This is a genomic window from Agrobacterium sp. GW821-FHT14E08, from assembly GCF_058803865.1.
Genome location: NZ_JBXAPJ010000005.1, coordinates 231,283 through 252,860, shown reverse-complemented (window position 1 = coordinate 252,860; position 21,578 = coordinate 231,283). Strand labels below are relative to the sequence as shown.

Sequence of the window (21,578 nt, the reverse complement as noted above, 5' to 3'; positions counted from 1 at the left end):
CCTTTTTTTTGCAAATGCGAAAGGGGGGGCCTTGTCATAAGGCCCCTGCGCTCAGGTTCTAGCTCAGAAATATGACAGTCTTTTATACCGAACTCTTAGACGAGGCCACGCTTCAAAAGCATGGCGTCCGGGCTCGGCATCTTGCCGCGAAAAGCAAGATAGGCCTCCTCCGGATCGATGGAACCGCCGACGGAGTAGATATTGTCCTTCAATTTGCGCGCCATTTCACCATCGAAGGGATTGCCGGTTTCCTCGAAGGCCGAAAAGGCATCGGCGTCCAGCACTTCCGACCACATGTAGGAATAATAGCCGGCAGAATATCCGTCGCCCGAAAACACGTGCTGGAAATGCGGTGTCGCATGCCGCATGACAATGGACTTCGGCATATTGAGCGCGGAGAGCACCTCGCCTTGCACAGCCATGGGATCGCTCACGCTTTCCCGGGTATGGAACGCCATGTCGACGATTGCCGAAGATGTGAATTCCACCGTGCTGAAACCGGCATTGAAGGTCTGGGCCGCAAGCACCTTGTCCAGCAGTTCTTTCGGCATGGATGCGCCAGTTTCGTAATGCAGCGCGTATTTTTCCAGAATTTCCGGAACGGTCAGCCAATGTTCGTAAAGCTGCGACGGCAACTCCACGAAATCACGCGAGACGCCCGTTCCCGAAACGGAAGGATAGGTGACATCAGACAGCATGCCGTGCAGGGCGTGGCCAAATTCATGAAACAGCGTGCGCGCATCGTCAAGCGATAGCAGCGCAGGCTTGCCCTCGGCCGGTTTTGCGAAATTGCAGACATTGTAGATGATCGGTATTTCGCCAACGATGCCGTTCTTCAGGGGCAACTTGTGCTGCGACTGGAAAGAACTCATCCACGCGCCGGAACGCTTGGAAGGACGGGCGAAATAATCGCCAAGGAACATCGCTTTCAGATCACCCTTGTCGTCGCGGATTTCGAAAACCCGCACATCCGGATGATAGGCAGCGACATCCTTGATCTCGACGGCGCGAATTCCGAAGAGCCGGTTGGCCACATCGAAACAGGCCTCGATGATTTTTTCCAGCTGCAGATAGGGCTTCAATTCAGCCTCGGAGAAGTTGAATTTCTGCGCTCGCAGCTTTTCCGCATAATGGCGCCAGTCCCAGGGCATGACATCGTGGTTCTTGCCCTCCTGCGTGATGATAGCGGCAAGCTCTCCCTCTTCCTCGCCGGCGCGTGCCACGGCCTTTTCCCAGACCTGTCCCAGAAGGCTGTTCACGGCATCCGGCGTTTTCGCCATCGTGTCGTCCAGTTTGTAGGCCGCGAAATTCCTGTAGCCGAGTAGCTTTGCTTTTTCCTCACGCAGCTCCAGCGTGCGATGAACGGTATCGCGATTGTCGGTTTCGCCGCCGTTTTCACCACGCGCCACCCATGCCTTGAAGGCCTGTTCGCGCAAATCACGGCGCTCGGAAAAGGTGAGGAAAGGTTCGATGATGGAGCGGGAAAGGGTGACGGCGAATTTGCCGTCCTCACCATACTCGCGGGCGGCACCCGCCATCGCATCACGCAGGAAACCGGGAATGCCGGCAAGTTCCTCTTCTGCGGAGAGCAGCAGCTTCCAGCTCTTTTCATCCGCCAGCACATTCTGCCCGAATTTCGCACCAAGACCGGCAAGTTCCTCATTGATCGCCGCAAGACGCTCCTGGCGGTCTTTCTGCAGCTTGGCGCCGGAGCGCACGAAACCCTTCCAGTGTCGCTCGAGAACCCGCTTCTCCTCGCCCGTCAGGCCAAGCGCATCTCGCTCGTCCCACAGCGTGTCGATACGTTTGAACAGGGCCTCGTTCATGCCGATCTTCGAATAATGTCGTGACATTTTCGGCGCGATTTCCCGCTCCAGCGCCTGAATGGCGCTATTGGTGTGCGCCCCTGCCCTGTTCCAGAACAGGGCCGAAATACGGGAAAGCTCATCGCCCGCGATTTCGAGTGCGGTCACGGTATTTTCGAAGGTGGGCGCCTGAACATTGCCGGCAATCGCATCGATTTCCTGTTCGTGAGACAGAAGCGCAGCTTCGAAGGCGGGGCCGAAATCCTCATCCTTGACCGCATCGAATTTTGGCAGACCGTTATGACCGTTCCAGGTAACGAGTGCGGGATAAGCGACGGTCTTGGATGGCATTTCATCTTCCTTGTACAATTCCGGTTTAAGCCCATATGGGCACGCCTCCACCGCCAATTCAATATGCCGGAATTTGGTGTGGAATACGCAGGTGCCGCCATCGCGAAGTATTGACCGGCCGGGCGACGGCGTGGTCTGATTCATCGCAATAATATCCCATGATGGAGATATGTATTATGGAGATTTATTCTTTAAGAGCCTCTAATAATTTCCTTTTCAGAGACAATTCCAGAAACGCCAGACCTGTAGACGGCACCGATTTCGGCAAGGCAGCCCAGCCGGACGCAGCGACCGGCTTCGAAGAGACGATAAATCGCATCGATTTCACCCGCATCAGCCCCCGCGAACTACGGGAAATCGCACAGAAATATTACGAGGCCGGGAAAATCAGCCACGATACCTGGCTTGAGCTCTCGTCCGAACTACCGGCACAGACGCTGAACGCCAATGGCGAGGTGATCGATACAGCTGATGTAACCGATGATACGGATTTCGACTTTGTGACCTATTTTTCCGATAGGATGGAGATTGCCCGTTCTATCGGCACCGCAGATGAAGTGGAGAAAATGCAGGATGTGCTGTCTTTTTTAGCTTCGACGTGATGACTAGCATTATGTTGCGGAGCGTCCCGCGACCGAACTGACAAATACTTTACTCGATTTTCGACAATATGATTTGCTTACCATTGCTTATCGCCCGGAATTTAGTAAGGCTGGCTTACGAAAAGGCGAAGCATGGGCACTAAACGCGAAAAAGATTCATTGGCATTTTTGCTGAACAGCGGCGCACGCCTGCTGAACAGTGCATTTGAGCGCCGTATTTCTGAGGCCGGACTGGGCCTGACACCCGGCGAGGCGAGAGCCTTGCTGACGGTTGCCGTTGTGGATGGCAGCAAGCAGTCGGACATCGCCGCCCGTCTCGGGATCGAACCCATGACAATCTGCGCCTATCTCGACAAGCTGCAATCGCTCAACCTCATCGAACGCCAGCAGGACCCTCAGGACAGGCGTTCCAAGCGCATCGTGCTGACGGAGACCTCCACCGACATGCTGGAAGCCGTGCGCCAGGAGATCGATGAACTCGTCCGCCATGCCACGCAGGGCCTGAATGAAGAGGAAGTCGCGCTCTTCCGCAGCTTCCTGCAGACGCTTCGCAACAATCTGCAGCCGGAACAGCCGGGCCAGAACGGCTGATCGCAATGTCGTCAAAAACGATCATGTCAACAAGGCGCACGGCAATTCTTGGAGCGTTGCTGACGGCGCTGGCCCCCATTTCCATGTCGATCTACACGCCGGCCATGCCGGAGCTGACACGGGTTTTCGCCACCACCGAGTCCGCCGTAAAACTCAGTCTCTCCCTCTATTTTGCCGGTTTCGCCATAGCGCAGCTGCTTGCCGGGCCGGCGTCCGACGCCTTCGGGCGGCGCAAGGCGAGCCTCGTCTTCCTGTCGATCTTTCTCGGCGGCGGCTTGCTCGCCATCCTTGCCCCGACAATTGAAGTGCTGCTTTTTGCCCGGCTTGTCCAGGGCATAGGCGCCTCCGTTGGCATGACGGTGGCGCGCGCCGTGGTGCGGGATCAGTTTGCCGGCGCGGAAGCCTCCAGCATCATGAACCTCATCGGCATCATGCTGGCCGTCGGTCCCGCCATGGGACCGACAATCGGCGGGCTATCGCTTGCGGCTTTCGGCTGGCAATCGGTATTTTTCCTGATGGCCGGCCTCGGCGCCATCGCCATCTTCTGCGTGGTGGTTTTTCTGCGCGAAACGACGGTCCCGGACAGAAGCCTGATCCGTCCCCGTCGGCTCCTCTCAGCCTATGGGACGTTGTTGACCGAGCCGCGTTTTCTTCTCGCCGCACTGGTACTCGGCGGCTCCATAGGCGCGCTTTATGCGCAGGCGACCATGCTGACTTTCATCCTTATCAACGAAGTCGGCATGTCCCCCACAGCCTTCGGCGTCGGCATGCTGATGCAGACCGGCGCTTATTTCTTCGGCTCCATCGCCCTGCGTTATATCGCACCGCGGCTGGGCGACCGCCGTTCGGTCATGCTCGGCCTCTGTTTTTCCGGCATGGGTGGCCTTCTCATCATGCTGTCGGTGTTCCTGGTGCCGCCGTCCTTCCTCTCCATCATGGGCCCAGTGGCAGTGGCGACAGTCGGCATCGCCTTGCTGACGCCCTCGATGGTGACGGCCGCCCTTGCGCCCTTCCCGCACATTGCCGGTTCGGCATCGGCCATGATGGGTTTTATCCAGATGGGATCGGGTTTTGCGGGCGGAGCCGCGGCCTCGCTGGTCGGCTCGCCTCTCACCGGCTTTGGCATCATCATCCCGGTGATGGAGTTTACGGCAGTCGCAAGCTACATCGGCTTCAGGATCGTCTCCAAAAGACAGACGTGAAAAAACCCGCAGGGCGTTCCCGCCTGCGGGTTTTTCTTATCTGTACCTCAGTGAAAATTACTTGCTGAGGTTACGCTTGGCCAGGGTGCGCAAGCGTAGCGCATTGAGCTTGATGAAGCCGGCCGCATCCTTCTGGTCGTAAGCACCGTGGTCGTCTTCGAAGGTTACCAGCGCGTCGGAATAAAGCGACTTGGCGCTCTTGCGGCCGGTTACCATGACGTTGCCCTTGTAGAGCTTCAGCGTCACTTCGCCTTCCACATGTTCCTGGCTCTTGTCGATCAGAGCCTGCAGCATTTCACGCTCGGGCGAGAACCAGAAGCCGTAATAGATCAGTTCGGCGTAACGCGGCATCAGCTCGTCCTTGAGGTGTGCTGCACCCCGGTCAAGCGTGATGGATTCGATCGCGCGATGCGCGGCCAGCAGGATGGTGCCGCCGGGCGTCTCGTAAACACCGCGAGACTTCATGCCGACGAAACGGTTCTCAACGAGATCGAGACGACCGATGCCGTTTTCACGACCGTAATTGTTGAGCGTTGCAAGAAGCGTGGCCGGCGACATTTCAACGCCGTTGATGGAGCAGGCATCGCCCTTGCGGAAACCGACCTTGATGACGGTTGCCTTGTCCGGGGCCGCTTCCGGCGAGATGGTGCGCATATGCACATATTCCGGAGCTTCCAGTGCCGGGTCTTCCAGAACCTTGCCCTCGGAGGAGGAATGCAGAAGGTTGGCGTCAACCGAGAAAGGCGCTTCGCCCTTCTTGTCCTTGGCAACGGGAATCTGGTGCTGTTCGGCGAAGTTCAGGAGGTCGGTACGGCTCTTGAACGTCCAGTCGCGCCAGGGGGCGATGATCTTGATATCCGGGTTCAGCGCATAAGCCGAAAGCTCGAAACGGACCTGGTCGTTACCCTTGCCGGTGGCGCCATGCGCAATGGCGTCGGCGCCGGTCTTCTTGGCGATCTCGATCAGGTGCTTGGAAATCAGCGGACGTGCAATGGAGGTGCCGAGCAGATAGACGCCTTCATAAACGGCGTTGGCACGGAACATCGGGAACACGAAATCCCGAACGAACTCTTCGCGGACGTCCTCGATGAAGATTTCCTTGATGCCCAGCATCTCGGCCTTCTTGCGTGCCGGCTCAAGCTCTTCGCCCTGGCCGAGATCGGCGGTGAAAGTCACGACTTCCGCGCCGAGTTCCGTCTGAAGCCACTTCAGGATAATCGAGGTGTCGAGGCCGCCGGAATAGGCGAGAACGACTTTCTTAACGTCTTTCGGGAGTGCCATAATGATGTCCATCTGCATGATGACGGCATCGGGGTACCGCCATTTCCTTGGGATTTCGGCACTTTTACAGTGCAACCCCAAAACTGTGAAGCGATTTTCCGAAAAGATGCGCGACAAAACAGCGAATGGCGCGAAAGGGCAACGCGCATTTGCGAAAGGCCAAATGCAAGCCACCGGCTCTTCATGACTGGAACGAAGGGTTTGTCACATGCATTATGGAATTTCGCGCTTTAACATGGAGCGTCTCGATCGACTTGAAGACCGTGAATGAAGCCACTCAGGGTTCAGGCAACGTTGCAAACGGCTGGAAACAGCACAAAACGACGCGAAGGAGAAACCTATGACGACCATCCACCCCGCATTCAAGGAAGATAATGTCGCCGTCATCACCGGTGCCGCATCCGGCATCGGACTTGCCGCCGCGCGCAAATTCGCCGGTTTCGGCATGAGCGTCGTGCTCGCTGATCTCGATGGCGACAGGCTCGCCGCAGCGCACGCGGATATTCTGGCCGTCGCAAAGGACGGCGAGGCGCAGATCGTCGCAATCCCCACCGACGTGTCGAAACTCGATGAGCTGGAAGCGCTGGAACGTGCTGTCATCCAGCGTTTCGGGCGGGTTCACGTGCTGATGAACAATGCCGGCATCCAGCCCGGAAGCGCCATTTTTGGCCCGCAGACCAATTGGGAAAAAGTCATCAACGTCAACCTGATGGGCGTGGTGAATGGCAGCCGCGTCTTCGGGCAGGGCATGATCGCCCATGGCGAGGCCTCGCTCATCATCAATACAGGCTCGAAACAGGGCATCACCACCCCGCCCGGCGATCCCGCCTATAATGTCTCGAAGGCGGGTGTAAAAGCCTTCACGGAAGCGCTCCAGCACGAACTGCGCAATATTCCGAACGGCGCAGTTTCCGCCCATCTCCTGATCCCTGGCTTCGTCTTTACGGGCCTGACGGCGCATGGCAGGACGGAAAAGCCGGCAGGGGCGTGGACCGGCGAGCAGACCGTCGACTTCATGGTCGACAGTATCGGCAAGGGTGATTTCTACATCCTTTGCCCCGATGGCGAAGTGGATCGCCCGACGGACGAGAAGCGCATTCTCTGGGCGGCTCAGGATATCGTGCAGAACCGTCCGCCGCTGTCGCGCTGGCACACGGAATATTCCGCCGCCTTCACCAGCTTCCTGAAAAACTGAATATCTGGAGCCACCGCGATTTGAAAATTGCGGTGGCTTTCGCCATGACCGGCTCGGCTTTGCCCGCCATTTCATCGGCACGCAAAAACATTGGCAGAAACGCGAAATCGCGTTAAGCAACGGCAACCTCCAGATTTCACGGGTGCCGCGATGGATTTCGTTCCAAGCCTGCCAACACTTGCCGCCTTCACCATCGCCATATTGCTCCTGGCGGTAACGCCCGGACCCGACATGACGTTGTGGATCAGCCGTTCGCTACGCGAGGGCCGCACAGCGGGTTTCATGACCCTTCTGGGAACCAATATCGGCATCACCGTACATACGATGCTTGTCGCTTTCGGTGTTGCCGCGCTCATCGTTGCCTCACCGACCGCCTTCATGATCCTAAAGACCGGCGGCGCCGCCTATCTGGTCTGGCTCGCCATTCAGGCGATCCGCAAGGGTTCGGATTTCGTGATGGTCAAGACGACCGACGAAAAACCGCAATCTTCCCTGAAGGGGGCCTTGCTGAACGGTATCTGGGTCAATCTGTTGAACCCGAAGATCATCATCTTTTTCATGACCTTCCTGCCGCAATTCGTCAGCGCATCCGATCCGCACGTCACCGGCAAGCTGATTTTTCTTGGGCTCTGGTCCATCATCGTGGCACTGCCGATCGGCATCGGTATCGTTATCGCCGCCGATGTCCTCTCCGCCTGGCTGCAACGCAACAGGAAGGTTCTGCGCGGGCTGGACTATACGATCGCCGGCGTCTTTTCGGTTTTCGCCTTCAAGATTTTCTTCACGCAAGCGCGCTGACGGCAAACGAAAAGGCGCCCGAAGGCGCCTTTTCAAACAATCAGCCGATCAGCAATTCGTCATCGTCGAGCGTCTGGCCGCGTATCTTGCGGAACATGTCGATCAGATCCTCGACCTCGAGACCCTTGCGGCTTTCACCGGATACGTCGAGCACGATTTCACCGGCATGCAGCATGATGGTGCGGTCACCATAATCCAGCGCCTGGCGCATGGAGTGGGTGACCATCAGCGTTGTCAGCTTGCGCTCGGAGACCACCTTGCGGGTCAGTTCCATCACGAACTCCGCCATACCAGGGTCGAGCGCTGCCGTATGTTCATCCAGCAGCAGCACATCCGAGCCTGAAAGCGTCGCCATGACAAGCGAGACCGCCTGTCTTTGTCCCCCGGACAACAGGTCCATACGGTCCTTCAGGCGATTTTCCAGGCCGAGATTGAGCGAAGCGATCCGCTCCTTGAAGAAATCCCGTCTGCCACGCCCAAGCGCCGGCAACAAACCGCGGCGCTGTCCGCGTGATGCCGCAAGCGCCAGATTTTCCTCGATGGTCAGCGCGCCGCAGCTGCCCGCCAGCGGGTCCTGAAACACGCGCGCCACGCGTCCAGCCCGGCTCGCGGTCGGCTTGCGGGTGACATCAGCGCCGCCGATCGTCACCTTTCCGGCCGTCGGCAGGACATCACCGGCCAGAACGCCGAGAAGCGTGGATTTTCCAGCCCCGTTCGAGCCGATGACGGTCACGAAAGAACCGGTCTCAATGGTAAGATCGATCTTGGCCAGCGCCTGCTTTTGCAGCGGCGTGCCGCGCCCGAAGACGACCTGGATATCGGAAAGGGAAATCACGATGTTGCTCCCCCGCGGCGCAGTCGGGGCAGGATCAATGCGATGGCCACCAATACCGCCGTTACGAAATTAAGATCGGATGCCTTGAGACCCAGCACATCACTCGACAAAGCGAGCTGGATGGCAAGGCGATAGGCGATGGAGCCGAAAACACAGCCGATCAGCGCAATCAGAATGCCCCGTGCGCCGAACAGCGTCTCACCAATGATGACGGCCGCAAGCCCGACGACGATGGTGCCGACACCCGAGGTCACATCCGCAAAACCGTTGGTCTGCGCAAACAGCGCGCCGCCGAGAGCGACCAGCGCATTGGAAAGCGCCATGCCGAGATAGATCTGGTTGCCGGTCTTCACACCCTGCGCCCGCGCCATGCGCGCATTGGCGCCCGTCGCCCGCATGGCAAGTCCAGCATCGCTTTCAAGGAAACGCCAGACCAGAATGACCGCAATCACCACCAGCGCGCCGACAAAGAGCGGCCGCACGAGATATTCGGAAAGGCCAAGACCATAAAATGGCGAGATCATCGTATCCTGATTAAGCAGCGCCACATTCGGTTTCCCCATCACACGGAGATTGACCGAAAACAACGCGATCATCGTTAGGATCGACGCAAGCAGGTTGAGTATCTTGAAGCGGACGTTCAGCGTGGCCGTAACGATGCCGGCGGCTGCACCCGCAACCATCGCAATCGCCGTCGCGACCCAGGCATTGAGACCGTAAATGATCAGCACGGCCGCCACGGCAGCGCCGAGCGGAAACGAACCGTCAACGGTCAGATCAGGAAAATCAAGCACGCGGAAAGCGAGATAGACGCCGATCGCCACGAAAGCGAAGACCAGTCCCAGCTCCACGGCACCCCAGAAGGCGATTTGGCTCACGATAATGTCCTTGTTATTGCCGCCACGTCGGCGGATGCGGGCATTGTTTTCGTGCCGCGCAAAGCGGGCGGCGGGTTTGCCGCCGCCCGAAGTTCGGTTGTTAGTCGATGACCTTGGTGGCGCGCTTGGTCACGCTTTCCGGGAAGGTGACGCCTGCTTTTTCAGCGGCCTTCTTGTTGATCACCAGATCAGTACCGACAGCAACGGTGGCCGGAATATCGCCCGGCTTTTCACCCTTGAGGATGCGGACAACCACGGCGCCGGTCTGCTTGCCAACGTCGAAATAGTTGAAGCCGAGGGCAGCAACCGCACCGCGCGCGACGGAATCCGTATCGGCGGCATAAAGCGGGATCTTGGCTTCCGCTGCAACGCCTGCTGCCGCCTCAAAAGCGGAAACGATGGTGTTGTCGGTCGGAACGTAGATCACGTCGGCCTTGCCGACCAGCGCGCGTGTTGCGCCCTGAACTTCAGCGGACTTGGTGGCGACGGATTCGACGATCTTCAAGCCGGCCTTTTCGGCTTCAGCCTTCAGCAGTGCGAGAGTGGAAGCGGAGTTGGCCTCGGCCGAGTTGTAGATGAAGCCGATGGACTTCGCGTTCGGCGAAATTTCCTTGATGAGAGCCAGATGCTCGCCAACCGGCAGCATGTCGGAAAGACCGGTCACGTTGCGGCCGGGTTTTTCCATGCTCTTGACGAGCTGTGCACCGACCGGATCGGAAACGGCCGTGAAGACGACAGGAATATCGCGCGTCGCCGCAACGACGGCCTGTGCCGACGGCGTGGAGATCGGCACGATGACATCAGGCGCATCGCCCACGAACTGGCGCGCGATCTGCGCTGCGGTGCCGGGATTGCCCTGCGCGGACTCGTAGAGGAACTTGAGGTTCTCGCCTTCCTTGTAACCGGCTTCCGCAAGGGCGGCCTTGACGCCATCACGGGCGGCGTCAAGAGCCGGATGTTCGACAATGGCGGTGACGGCAACGGTGACGTTTTCAGCCTTGGCCGGCAGAACGAGGGCGCTCGCGGCTGCGAGCGCAAGAATAAATGCGCGCATGGGTATCCTCCAGTTGGTTTCTTATTGCCGTCTTATTAGAAACAAGACAGCCCGAAATCAATCGTAGAACCGCCGCAAGCCAAGCTTTCTGGCGCAGTTGTGACTTATTCAGTCATCAGCGCCATGGTTGGCGATCATCATGGCCTCGAAAGCCAGCCGCTCCGTCTTGCGCATGCGCTCCGATTCCGACTTCAGCTGACCGCAGGCGGCGAGAATGTCGCGGCCGCGCGGAGTGCGGATCGGCGAGGCATAACCCGCCTGATTGATGAAATCGGCGAACTTCTCGATCTGCGCCCAGTCAGAGCACTGGTAATTCGTGCCCGGCCATGGATTGAACGGGATGAGGTTGATCTTGGCCGGAACGCCCTTCAGAAGCTGAACCAGCATCTTGGCGTCTTCCAGGCTGTCATTCACATCCTTCAGCATCACATATTCGAAGGTGATGCGGCGGGCATTGGAAAGGCCGGGATATTTGCGGCAGGCTTCGATCAACTCCTTCAGCGGATATTTCTTGTTGATCGGCACCAGCATGTCGCGCAGCTCATCACGCACCGCATGCAGCGAAATCGCCAGCATCACGCCGATCTCATCACCGGTGCGGAAGATTTCCGGCACAACGCCGGAGGTGGAGAGCGTGACCCTGCGCTTGGAGAGCGACAGGCCGTCGCCGTCGGTCGCAATCAGCAGGGCCGTCTTCACATGTTCAAAATTATAGAGCGGTTCGCCCATCCCCATCATCACGATGTTGGAGACCTTGCGGCCTTCGCTCGGCACATAGGCGCCAACCGGTGTCGAACCATCGGGAAAATCGCCGAGCCGATCGCGGGCCAGCAGAAGCTGGGAGAGGATTTCCTCAGCCGTCAGATTGCGCACCAGGCGCTGGGTGCCGGTGTGACAGAAGGAACAGGTCAGCGAACAGCCCACCTGACTCGAAATGCACAGCGTGCCGCGACCCTCTTCGGGAATATAGACAGTCTCGATCTCGACGGGACGTCCCGCACCGCGCGGCGGGAAACGCATCAGCCATTTGCGGGTACCGTCATTGGAAATCTGCTCTTCGACGATTTCCGGACGAGCGATGGTGAAGGCCGCCTTCAGCTTCTCGCGAAGCTCCTTGGCGACATTGGTCATATTGTCGAAATCCGAGACGCCGCGCACATAAAGCCAGTTCCACAACTGGCTGACGCGCATCTTCACCTGCTTCTGCGGCACGCCGATTTCGGCCAGCGCCTCGCCCATGTCCTCACGCGTCAGGCCGATCAGCGACGGCTTGCCGGACATGAGATCGCTATTGGCGATCAGCGGGGTTTTGACTGCCAGGCCGGCAGGAGCTTGCATTACGGACATCACGCTATCCCATCATTCCATGCATCGCACGACCGGCCTGTCGGATAGGCGGAAAATCGTCTGCATGTCGAGAAAATCAAAGGCGGAGCACTTTTCGCGCATCCGCCTGTCAATGTTGCCGCGCGTTTAGCATCAAACTGGTAAAAACGCAAATGGCCGATCCATGACCGGCCATCCACCAAGCTGACAGAGTGTCAGTATTACTTGCAGCTCTCGATCTGCTTGAGAGCGGCCGAAATGCCCGAGAGCGAATAGGAATAGGACGTCGCGGTGCCGCGGCCGGAGACGGCCTTGACGGTCATCGACTTGCCGCCCTTCATCGCAGCGACGAGGGCAGGTTCTTCGGCAGCATTTTCAACCCAGGCAGCCTTGTCCTTGGTGAACATGACGAAGTTCTTGTTATCGATCGTCACATTGACCTTGGAACCCTGCTTCAGCGGGTAGCCCACCATGGCCTGCGGCTCGTAGGAGATGTTCTGGCCCGGACGCTGCGACACGATGAAGAAGATATCACCGTGATCGACGCTCGCCGGTTCCTTGGCGGTCGGAATGGAAAGAACGTAGCAGACGGTGCTGTTGCCCGATTTGTACGAATAGGCACCCCATGCATTGAACTGCTGGATGCGCGTGGGCGACTGTGCAGATGCTACGCCGACGCTGGTCAGCAAAATGGCCACTGCGGTTGCTACACTTCTTACAAACATAGAATTTCCTGCCGGGTTATTGTCTTCCATTGGCCCGAAGCAGCGGCGGGCTCCATTTTATGGATCGGCCACGTTCAGGTGCGGATCGTCTTTTCTCATTGTGGTCAGGAAGCGGTTACCAAACCGTCAACAACACGCATAAAATGCCGAAAACGTCTTGCAGTGTTACAGATCGGCGACTCCCAGCACCCTGAGGAGAAGGGCGAGGCACGTCCTTCCGTCATGTGTATGACACATAAATTCAGGCAAGAATTTGTCACCTGCCGGGCTCGACCGGGCAGGCACATCACAGACACGTTACCCGGCTTCCTGCTGTCTTTTCAGCATGGCGTCCGCGGCGTCGTAATGTTCCATCTTGATATGGGCGCGGATCATGGCAAGGGCGGCAGTGATAACCGCGATGTCGTCGGTAAAACCGATGACCGCCAGCACATCCGGCACGGCATCCATCGGCATGATGAAATAGGCAAGAGCGGCCAGAATGATGCCCTTTGCGCGCAGCGGCGTGTCGCGGTCGATCGCGCAATAATAGGCAGCCGCCGCGTCGCGCGCGAACGGCACCTTCGTCATCACGCGCTTCAGCTTCGGCCAGAATTTGGCACGCACGACGCTCTCGCGCTCTTCCTGCCTGTCGTTTTCGCCGGGCAGAAGAATTTCACCGATTTTCACATCATCCATGATCGACGGTCCTCCGGTCACGGCTATTATATGGGACTTATGGCCCACCGTTCAATTCCCCCGGCCGGCGGCAGCCTTCTGCATGGCACCGGCCAGAAGAAAATCCTGCTCGGTCACGCCCTGCGAATCATGCGTGGTGAGGCAGACCTTCACCCGCGAGTAGACATTGGACCATTCCGGGTGGTGGTTGAGCTTTTCCGCCACAAGAGCGGACTCCGCCATGAAACCGAAAGCCTCCGCAAAACTCGAAAACTTGAAAGATCTGACGATCGCCGCGCCATCTTCCCGCAACGACCAGCCTTCAAGTTTTAAGAGCTCCTGCCGGATGGCGTCCTGCTCAAGTCTGGGATATTTCATGTTTTCACCTCCGCGTGACAGGGCGCCTGCCGTACCGGCACAACCATGGCACGCTTGAATTGCCGGAGCGACCCATAATCCTCATGAAACGCACATCCGTTCTGTTTGTTTGCATGGGCAACATCTGCCGTTCACCCCTCGCCGAAGGCGTTTTTGCCCATCTTGCCGAACTGAAAGGTGTCGCAGACCAGCTCACCGTCGATTCCGCCGGAACGGGTGGCTGGCACGCGGGCAACGCCCCGGACCGCAGATCGGTTGCGGTGGCCCGCAAGCATGGCATCGATATTTCCCGGCAACGGGCAAGGCAGGTCAGTCAGGCCGATTTCGAAACCTTCGATCTGATCCTTGCCATGGATACGAGCAACCTGGCGAAGCTGCTCCAAAAGGCGCCGGAAAACCGCAAGCACAAAATCCACCTTTTTCTGGACTATGCGTCGGGACGCCGCGATAGCATCCCCGATCCATATTTCGGCGGTGAAGACGGCTTTCTGACCGTCTACAACATGCTTTTGGCGGGATGCAGCTCGTTGCTCGAAAAGATGGAGCTGGATCGCGCCTCGTGAAGCGGGAACGCCTCTTCAACGATATAGGGCCCGCCGCCCACCGATTCCTTCGACGACATCAGCACGAAACGGCCGACCGTGAAGGGCGAGGTGCGGAAGTTGCCGCGTCCGGAAAGATAATGCACCACATCGTCCAGACGCGAGGAGCGCAGCCGCGCCAGCGTCACATGTGGCATGAATTTGCGCGGATCGGGTGGGAGACCGATCCTCTGACAAATTCTTTCGACCTCGGCCTGCAGCGCATGCATTTCCGGTGAGGGGGAAACCCCTGCCCAGATGGAATGCGGTTTCTTGGAACCGAAGGAACCCATGCCGGTGAGATTAAGCTGGAATTCCGGCCTTTCGATCCGATCCAGCCGGTCAACGACCTCATCGGCGGTCCGCCCGTCGATATCACCGATAAAACGCAGGGTTATGTGATAATTCTCCACATCGATCCACCGGGCTCCCGGCAGACCACCGCGCAACAATGAGAGGCTCATAGCCGCATTGCGCGGAATTTCGAGGGCGGTAAACAGTCTCGGCATGGCGAGCTCCCCGAATCTCTTGGCAGAACAAGCATAGCGAATCACGCAATGCAGGCGGGCGCAAGTGCTTATTTTTTTTGCGCACCGATTGTCTTGATGAAGCTTTCAACAGCCGGCAAAGATTTCTCGACCATCATGGCAACTCCTTGCGTATTGGGGTGCATCTTGTCATCCAGCTTCAGCTTGTCATCTGTCACCACGCCATCCAGAAAAAAGGGATAAAGCGGCAGGTTGTATTTTTCCGCAAGCTGAGGATAAAGCGGATTGAAGCGCTTGGCATAATCTTCGCCCATATTCGGCGGCGCCATAATGCCGACCAGCAAGACGGCTATATTGCGTTTCTGAAAACCGGAAATAATGGCGTCGAGGTTCTTTTCCGTCTGTTCCGGCGCAATACCACGCAAAGCATCATTGGCGCCGAGTTCCAGAATGACCCCGTCCGTACCATCAGGAACAGACCATTCCGCTCGCGCCAGACCGCCGGAAGAGGTATCTCCAGACACACCGGCATTGGTAACGGTGACATTCATGCCCCTGGCTTTTAATGCAGCTTCAAGCTGTGCGGTGTAGCTGTCGGTGGGGGGCAGCTGATACCCGGCCATGAGGCTGTCGCCGAGGCCGACCAGTTGCAATGTCCGCTCCTGAGCCGTGGCCACGGAGGCAGAAAAGGCGGCTGCAAAAATGACGATGAAGTGAAACAGGGCGGCTTTAAATCTCATCACGGCTTTCCTAACTTGTTTCGCATTGCCCGAAGTACCGACCGCATCGACTGCGCCATACCGCTTTCATCATATATAGGAACGAGAATTGTGACGAAAAGCATCATAGAGCTGAAGAAAGCCGACCTCACGCTCGGCAACGCCGCCGCCTCCGTTCACGTTCTCAAGAACATTGATCTTGCCATCGGCGAAGGCGAGGCGGTTGGCATTGTCGGCCCGTCCGGCTCGGGAAAATCGACGCTTCTCATGGTGCTTGCCGGGCTTGAGAGGCTTGATAGCGGTGAGATCGTCATCGCGAACACGGAGCTGCACAAGCTCGGCGAAGATGCGCTCGCGGATTTCCGCGGCAAGAATATCGGCATCGTTTTCCAGTCCTTCCATCTCATCGCAAACATGACAGCGCTGGAAAACGTCGCCGTTCCGCTGGAACTGGCCAATGTTCCGAACCCCTTCGAGATCGCCAAACGGGAACTCGTGGCCGTCGGTCTGGGCGAACGCCTCAACCACTATCCCGGTCAACTCTCCGGCGGCGAGCAGCAGCGTGTCGCCATCGCCCGCGCGCTGGCCCCCTCCCCCGCCGTGTTGATCGCCGATGAACCGACGGGCAATCTCGATACAGATACCGGCAAGCAGATCGCCGATCTTCTTTTTACAAAACAGGCCGAACGCGGCATGACCATGGTCCTCGTCACCCATGACCCCTCGCTGGCTGCCCGCTGCTCACGGCAGATCAAGGTGCGCTCAGGCGAAATAGAGGGTGACAGCGCCAAGGCCCAGATGGCGCGGGCGGTCTCGGCATGATCGGCTCCTTTCTCCCGTCTTTCGCCAATATCCGGAACGCCGCGAGGCTCGCGCGGCGGGAAATTCGCGGCGGCCTGCGCGGCTTTTACATTTTCCTCGCCTGCATCGCGCTCGGAACCGGCGCCATTGCAGCCGTCAATTCCGTGTCACGCGCCGTCACCAGCGCCATCGCCACGGAAGGCCAATCCATATTGGCGGGCGATGTGCGTTTCGAACTGCGCAACAGGGAGGCGACCGCAGAGGAAAGGGCCTATCTCGACGGCCTCGGCAAGATCGCCGTTTCCACCGGGCTGCGCTCCATGGCACGCCTTGCCGACGGTTCCGAACAGACCTTGACGGAAGTGAAGGCCATCGATGGCGCCTATCCGCTCTACGGTACCTTCGTGGCGGATCCCAATCAGCCGCTGAGCGAGCTTCTGGCCGCGACCGGTGACACCTATGGCGCAATCGCTGCGCCGCTTTTGCTCGAACGGCTCGGCATCAAGGTCGGTGATGAAATCCTGCTTGGCAATGCGAAGCTTAAACTGACCGGCACCGTGGTCGACGAACCGGACGCGCTGTCCGATGGCTTCGGTTTTGCACCGAGGCTGATGGTCAGCCGCGATGCCCTTTTTGCCTCGGGTCTCGTTCAGAACGGCAGCCTGGTCGAACATGCCTATAAAATCCGGCTGGACGACCCGGCAGCACGCACAACGATGACCGACGCGGCCAACAAGGCGTTCCCCGATGCGGGCTGGTCCATCCGCACCAGCGACCGCGCAGCCCCCTCGCTCACCGAAAACGTCAACCGCTTCTCGCAATTCCTGACGCTGGTGGGGCTTACCGCCCTCATCGTCGGCGGTGTCGGTGTCGCCAACGCCGTTCGCGCCTTTCTCGATTCCAAACGCACCACGATCGCCTCGCTGAAATGCCTGGGCGCCCCGGCCTCCGTGGTCACCATGACCTATCTCTTCCAGATCGCCTTCATTGCCGTTGTCGGCATCGTCATCGGCCTTGCGGTGGGCGCCATCGCGCCGCTGGTCGCCATGCGCTTTCTGGAAGGCGTGCTTCCGGTGCCGGAAGAACTCGCCTTCTATCCCGGCGCACTCGGCCTCGCTGCGCTGTTCGGTCTGTTGACGACGCTTGCCTTCGCCATCGTGCCTCTTGGTCAGGCACGCGAGGTCCCCGCAACGGCGCTTTTCCGCGAACAGGGTTTCGAAGAGGGCAGCTGGCCCTCCTGGCCCTATCTGGCCGCCACCGGCCTGCTGCTGGCAGCGCTCGCAGCACTTGCGATATTTTCGGCGGAAGACCGTTTCATCGCCTCGGTTTTCCTCGCCGCCATCGCCTTCGCTTTCGTGGTGCTGCGGCTCGTGGCGTCCGGTGTGAAGGCCATCGCCAAACGTAGCCCGCGTGTTCATTCGGCCGCCCTCCGTCTGGCGATCGGCAACATCCATCGCCCGGGCGCACTTACCCCCTCGGTCGTCCTTTCCCTTGGCCTCGGCCTCACCCTGCTTGTGACGCTGACGCTGATCGACGGCAATCTGCGCCGCGAACTAACGGACAGCCTGCCGGACCGCGCGCCGAATTTCTTCTTCGTGGATATTCAGGGAAGCGAGCTGCAGGGCTTCCGCGATCTCCTGAAGCGGGAAGCGCCGGAAGGTACGCTGACCGAGGTGCCGATGCTGCGCGGGCGGATTCTCGCGCTCAACGGCGAAGATGTGACAAAAATGGATGTGCCGCCGGCCGGTCGATGGGTGCTGCGCGGCGATCGGGGCATTACCTATTCGCAGGATGTTCCCGAAAACGCGACACTGACAGAAGGAACGTGGTGGGGACAGGACTATAGCGGCGAACCGCTGGTCTCTTTTGCGGCGGAAGAGGCGCGGGAACTGGGCCTCAAGATCGGCGACAGCGTCACCGTCAATGTGCTCGGCCGCAGCATCACGGCGAAGATCGCCAATCTGCGCAATGTCGAATGGGAATCCCTGTCGATCAATTTCGTCATGGTGTTTTCGCCAAACACGTTCCGCGGCGCACCGCATGCCTGGCTCGCGACACTCGCCGACCCTTCCGCATCCGCAAGTGATGAAGGCCAGATATTGCGCGCCGTTACCAACGCCTACCCGACGATCACCAGCGTGCGTGTGAAGGACGCCCTCGATGTCGTCAACCGGCTTGTCGGCCAGCTTGCCACTGCCATTCGTGCCGCAGCGGCCGTAGCCCTGATAGCATCCGTTCTCGTTCTCGCCGGCGCTCTTGCCGCCGGAAACCGCGCCCGCACCCATGACGCGGTTATCCTGAAAACGCTGGGCGGCACGCGCAATCTGCTCATCCGCGCCTTCTCCTACGAGTACATGATGCTCGGCCTCGCCACCGCCGTTTTCGCACTTTTCGCCGGCGGCGTCTCGGCATGGTTCGTGATTGCCCGCATCATGAAACTGCCCTCCACCTTCCTGCCGGATGTGGCGATCGGCACGCTCGTCGTCGCCCTCGTCATGACGGTGGGTATCGGCCTCATCGGTACCTGGCGGATTCTCGGACAGAAGGCCGCTCCGGTTTTGCGGCAAGCGGGTGAATAATCATCGGTTGTGCGCTGCTTAACTTTAACGATTAATTCTTTGTAATGATCGCCGAAACGTGAGCGCTTTTCGCGCATATGGTGTCTTTTCGACCGGAAAAGGCCTTGTATCGGACACGTTCTGCCATCATATTCTTGGGCAGGCTTGCTGAAGCTCCGCAGCGGCGCCCGGGAGGTATCCCGACACCGTAGCAATTACGGAGCTCAAAAGAGGAAACAATGGCTGACTTCAATAACTACCAGAACCGCATGGCGCAGACCCGTGCACAGACTGGTGCGATGATCGATGAAGGTCTTCGCGCCTACATGCTCAAGGTTTACAACCTGATGGCGCTGGCTCTGGTCATCACCGGCATTGCGGCGTTCGCTACCTTCACGCTCGCGACCACCAATCCGGCCTTCGCACAGTTGCTCTATGCGTCGCCGCTGCGCTGGGTCGTCATGCTCGCACCGCTCGGACTGGTGTTCTTCCTTAGCTTCCGTATCCAGAACATGAGCGTTTCCGCCGCCCAGATGACCTTCTGGGTCTATGCGGCGCTGATGGGCGTGTCTCTGTCCTCGATCTTCCTGGTCTATACCGGCCAGAGCGTTGTACAGACGTTCTTCGTGACCGCTGCCTCGTTCGGCGCGCTCTCGCTTTACGGTTACACGACGAAAAAAGACCTTTCAGGCATGGGTTCGTTCCTGATCATGGGTCTGTTCGGCCTCATCATCGCGTCCATCGTCAACATCTTCCTCGCTTCCTCTGCGCTGCAGTTCGCGATTTCCGCGATCGGCGTACTAATCTTCGCCGGCCTCACCGCCTACGACACGCAGAAGATCAAGGAAATGTATTTCGATGGTGACGAAGTTGCCGTGGCTGGCCGCAAGGCAATCATGGGTGCGCTGACGCTTTATCTCGACTTTATCAACCTGTTCATGTTCCTCCTGCAGTTCATGGGCAACCGTGACAAGTAAGGGTAGGAACCCTACTGGCAAACATGCGAAAGGCGGCCCTTCGGCCGCCTTTTTATTTACCCGCATCGGAAGCTGAAGGCCCTCGGCCTGTTTGCCCGCGTCCCGCAATGAGCAGGGTACGCCCCCCTCAAAAGCTCACTCGAAGAGCTTCAGGACCTTGTCGAAAACCTTGAGAACCTGCGGAAGCTCATGACCGCGTTTGAGAATGCGGCCATCTGTATTGACCACGCTATAGGCCCCCTGTTTCGTTGCCAGCTTGGGGTTTTTCTCGATCCTGTAGAGAGGCATTTCGCCCGAGCGCTTGAAGACGGAAAATACCGCCTTTTCCCGTAAGTGGTCGATGGCATAATCGCGCCACTCGCCCTCTCCCACCATGCGGCCGTAAATTCGCAGGATCGCATCCAACTCGCGCCGGTGGAAAGTGACCGGCAAAGGGTCCTTGTTCTTTTTATATTCACGGAGATCGATAACGGTGGAATTGTCGCGTGAAGCGGTCTGCACCTGCTGCACATCCGGTTGATCGGTCATCCAATACCTCCGATTCCACCCAAATCATCTAGTCAATGTGAGCCTGTGAAGGTGAAATTGCAAGCCTCGCGCTCGCCTTAAGAGACGGCGTCAGGCAATGACACGAAGGCATTTGACAATATTGGAACGACAGGAAAATCGAAAGGCGGCTACACAAAATGGCTCCCACCAAAGCCACTGCGGAGGCTGCCCTCGGCAAAAGCAGGGGTAAAAAATGGTAACCATTTAGGCAGCCATTTTGGCATGGCCTGCCGTATTTCGGTCAAACCATGGCCCGAATTGGGTGGAATAGTCCTATTGTCAATTGATGCCTAGGCACCAAGATGACCCGGTCCGGTGCATTGACCCTTTACCCCCAGCCCCCAATGCCCGGACCGGATCTTCAATCGCCCGATGGGCGATTAGGGGGTTTCATTTCCCAAAAGAATACTTGCGCCGACGATTGCCGCCGGATCGCCGCTGGCATTGGCCGTCTGCAGCAGAACGGCGCAGCCGCCCTTCTTCACCTTTGCCACCACGCTTGCTGGAAGTTTCACCGTCATCGGCGAGCCATCCCACATGCCAACGGTCTGCACATCATAGACGCTGTGCCAGTAGGACATTTTTTTCCCCTGGTTCTCGCCCTTCTGCACATCCACCGTCTGCTCACGCGTGAAATAGGCGACCACAACATCGGCCTTGCCGCTGCCGGCGCCAATATCGATCTCCACCTCATCGCCGGCAAATTTTGACGAAACCGGCACGTTCAGCCCCTGCCCCTCGCGCTTGAAAGCATCAAGCCGGTCGTAAATGCCGCGGACATCGGCGCCTTTGACATGATCGCGACCGTTCAGAATGGCCTGCGGCGTGTAGACCCCGTTGCGGCCAAGCGCGCGCATATAGCCATATTGCCGTTCGGTATTTTCCTTCGATGCCAGCGAATCGGTCCAGCCGAGATAATTCCAGTAGTCGACGTGGTAGGAGAGACCAACGACATCGCCCTTCTGGATCATCTTGCGCAGGGCCTCATCCGCCGGCGGGCAGGAGGCGCATCCCTGCGATGTGAACAATTCGACGACGCCCTTCACGGCCTCCTGCGCATGCGCGGATGTGACGAGGAACGTGCCGAGAAGACAAATCGACAGGCGGAATTTCAGTGGCATTACAAAAACCTTTGTCCGGCAAGATATCCAGACGAATTGATGCGATCAATCCCGCCGGGATGCAAACCGGAAAATAACGTCTATTCCCCTTCAATAGAAAGTCACG

At 58.4% G+C, this 21,578-nt stretch carries 22 protein-coding genes; 9 read left to right on the top strand and 13 right to left on the bottom strand.

Going from position 1 to position 21,578, the window contains the following annotated elements; genetic code table 11:
- Positions 1-95: 95 nt before the first annotated feature.
- Positions 96-2,156 (bottom strand): M3 family metallopeptidase, encoded by a 2,061-nt coding sequence (locus tag AC1ROR_RS19280; protein ID WP_498590390.1) that lies wholly within the window; start codon positions 2,154-2,156, stop codon positions 96-98.
- A 176-nt stretch (positions 2,157-2,332) separates the two neighbouring features.
- Between AC1ROR_RS19280 and AC1ROR_RS19275 the strand changes: the two genes are divergently transcribed.
- The 3 genes from AC1ROR_RS19275 to AC1ROR_RS19265 all read left to right on the top strand — a co-directional run bounded on the left by AC1ROR_RS19275 (position 2,333) and on the right by AC1ROR_RS19265 (position 4,551).
- Entirely contained in the window at positions 2,333-2,758 is a 426-nt protein-coding gene (locus AC1ROR_RS19275; RefSeq protein ID WP_498590389.1) for a hypothetical protein, read from the top strand.
- Between the two features lie 132 nt (positions 2,759-2,890).
- Positions 2,891-3,349 (top strand): MarR family winged helix-turn-helix transcriptional regulator, encoded by a 459-nt coding sequence (locus AC1ROR_RS19270; protein WP_080836138.1) that lies wholly within the window; start codon positions 2,891-2,893, stop codon positions 3,347-3,349.
- A 5-nt stretch (positions 3,350-3,354) separates the two neighbouring features.
- Positions 3,355-4,551 (top strand): multidrug effflux MFS transporter, encoded by a 1,197-nt coding sequence (locus AC1ROR_RS19265; protein ID WP_498590388.1) that lies wholly within the window; start codon positions 3,355-3,357, stop codon positions 4,549-4,551.
- Between the two features lie 57 nt (positions 4,552-4,608).
- Here the strand turns inward: AC1ROR_RS19265 and AC1ROR_RS19260 are convergent, their stop codons facing one another.
- Positions 4,609-5,832, bottom strand: coding sequence for an argininosuccinate synthase (locus tag AC1ROR_RS19260; RefSeq protein ID WP_498590387.1), 1,224 nt, complete (start codon positions 5,830-5,832; stop codon positions 4,609-4,611).
- Between the two features lie 340 nt (positions 5,833-6,172).
- Here AC1ROR_RS19260 and AC1ROR_RS19255 point away from each other — a divergent pair, with 340 nt between their 5' ends.
- Together AC1ROR_RS19255 and AC1ROR_RS19250 are read left to right on the top strand one after the other, a co-directional pair.
- Positions 6,173-7,027 (top strand): SDR family NAD(P)-dependent oxidoreductase, encoded by an 855-nt coding sequence (locus AC1ROR_RS19255; protein ID WP_080836140.1) that lies wholly within the window; start codon positions 6,173-6,175, stop codon positions 7,025-7,027.
- A 150-nt stretch (positions 7,028-7,177) separates the two neighbouring features.
- Entirely contained in the window at positions 7,178-7,825 is a 648-nt protein-coding gene (locus AC1ROR_RS19250; RefSeq protein ID WP_498590386.1) for a LysE family translocator, read from the top strand.
- 40 nt (positions 7,826-7,865) lie between these two features.
- Here the strand turns inward: AC1ROR_RS19250 and AC1ROR_RS19245 are convergent, their stop codons facing one another.
- The 7 genes from AC1ROR_RS19245 to AC1ROR_RS19215 form a co-directional block, all read right to left on the bottom strand.
- Positions 7,866-8,660 (bottom strand): ABC transporter ATP-binding protein, encoded by a 795-nt coding sequence (locus tag AC1ROR_RS19245; protein ID WP_498590385.1) that lies wholly within the window; start codon positions 8,658-8,660, stop codon positions 7,866-7,868.
- Positions 8,657-9,538 carry an ABC transporter permease gene (locus tag AC1ROR_RS19240; protein WP_035221688.1) on the bottom strand — a complete coding sequence of 294 codons (882 nt, stop codon included), beginning with the start codon at positions 9,536-9,538 and terminating at the stop codon, positions 8,657-8,659. The genes AC1ROR_RS19245 and AC1ROR_RS19240 overlap by 4 nt, the downstream gene beginning before the upstream one ends.
- A 100-nt stretch (positions 9,539-9,638) precedes the next feature.
- Positions 9,639-10,592: an ABC transporter substrate-binding protein gene (locus tag AC1ROR_RS19235; RefSeq protein WP_035221690.1), complete on the bottom strand. Its 954-nt coding sequence runs from the start codon at positions 10,590-10,592 to the stop codon at positions 9,639-9,641.
- A 108-nt stretch (positions 10,593-10,700) separates the two neighbouring features.
- A complete protein-coding gene (gene rlmN, locus AC1ROR_RS19230; RefSeq protein ID WP_078052458.1) occupies positions 10,701-11,873 on the bottom strand; it encodes a dual-specificity RNA methyltransferase RlmN in 1,173 nt (390 codons plus the stop codon).
- Between the two features lie 266 nt (positions 11,874-12,139).
- Positions 12,140-12,643, bottom strand: coding sequence for an invasion associated locus B family protein (locus AC1ROR_RS19225; protein WP_035221692.1), 504 nt, complete (start codon positions 12,641-12,643; stop codon positions 12,140-12,142).
- Between the two features lie 297 nt (positions 12,644-12,940).
- Positions 12,941-13,321, bottom strand: a complete 381-nt coding sequence (locus AC1ROR_RS19220) for a YkvA family protein (RefSeq protein ID WP_035221694.1) — start codon at positions 13,319-13,321, stop codon at positions 12,941-12,943.
- Positions 13,322-13,372: 51 nt separating this feature from the next.
- On the bottom strand, positions 13,373-13,678 hold the full coding sequence (locus tag AC1ROR_RS19215) for a 4a-hydroxytetrahydrobiopterin dehydratase (RefSeq protein ID WP_035221696.1): 306 nt from the start codon (positions 13,676-13,678) through the stop codon (positions 13,373-13,375).
- Positions 13,679-13,761: 83 nt separating this feature from the next.
- On the opposite strand from AC1ROR_RS19215, the gene AC1ROR_RS19210 reads away from it, so the two are divergent.
- On the top strand, positions 13,762-14,241 hold the full coding sequence (locus tag AC1ROR_RS19210) for a low molecular weight protein-tyrosine-phosphatase (RefSeq protein WP_498590384.1): 480 nt from the start codon (positions 13,762-13,764) through the stop codon (positions 14,239-14,241).
- Here AC1ROR_RS19210 and thpR read toward each other — a convergent pair.
- Entirely contained in the window at positions 14,175-14,768 is a 594-nt protein-coding gene (gene thpR / locus AC1ROR_RS19205) for an RNA 2',3'-cyclic phosphodiesterase (protein WP_003492455.1), read from the bottom strand. The genes AC1ROR_RS19210 and thpR overlap by 67 nt on opposite strands.
- A gap of 68 nt (positions 14,769-14,836) precedes the next feature.
- Positions 14,837-15,487 carry an arylesterase gene (locus AC1ROR_RS19200; RefSeq protein WP_142174276.1) on the bottom strand — a complete coding sequence of 217 codons (651 nt, stop codon included), beginning with the start codon at positions 15,485-15,487 and terminating at the stop codon, positions 14,837-14,839.
- A gap of 90 nt (positions 15,488-15,577) precedes the next feature.
- On the opposite strand from AC1ROR_RS19200, the gene AC1ROR_RS19195 reads away from it, so the two are divergent.
- The 3 genes from AC1ROR_RS19195 (at position 15,578) to AC1ROR_RS19185 (ending at position 19,802) form a co-directional block, all read left to right on the top strand.
- Positions 15,578-16,288: an ABC transporter ATP-binding protein gene (locus tag AC1ROR_RS19195; RefSeq protein ID WP_080836142.1), complete on the top strand. Its 711-nt coding sequence runs from the start codon at positions 15,578-15,580 to the stop codon at positions 16,286-16,288.
- Complete coding sequence (locus tag AC1ROR_RS19190) at positions 16,285-18,846, top strand: ABC transporter permease (protein WP_080836144.1); 2,562 nt, start codon at positions 16,285-16,287, stop codon at positions 18,844-18,846. The genes AC1ROR_RS19195 and AC1ROR_RS19190 overlap by 4 nt, the downstream gene beginning before the upstream one ends.
- 218 nt (positions 18,847-19,064) lie before the next feature.
- Positions 19,065-19,802 carry a Bax inhibitor-1/YccA family protein gene (locus AC1ROR_RS19185; RefSeq protein WP_003492462.1) on the top strand — a complete coding sequence of 246 codons (738 nt, stop codon included), beginning with the start codon at positions 19,065-19,067 and terminating at the stop codon, positions 19,800-19,802.
- 135 nt (positions 19,803-19,937) lie between these two features.
- Here the strand turns inward: AC1ROR_RS19185 and AC1ROR_RS19180 are convergent, their stop codons facing one another.
- Positions 19,938-20,330 (bottom strand): DUF2794 domain-containing protein, encoded by a 393-nt coding sequence (locus AC1ROR_RS19180; RefSeq protein WP_080836146.1) that lies wholly within the window; start codon positions 20,328-20,330, stop codon positions 19,938-19,940.
- A 401-nt stretch (positions 20,331-20,731) separates the two neighbouring features.
- Positions 20,732-21,472, bottom strand: a complete 741-nt coding sequence (locus AC1ROR_RS19175; RefSeq protein ID WP_035221704.1) for a DUF1223 domain-containing protein — start codon at positions 21,470-21,472, stop codon at positions 20,732-20,734.
- Positions 21,473-21,578 lie beyond the last annotated feature (106 nt).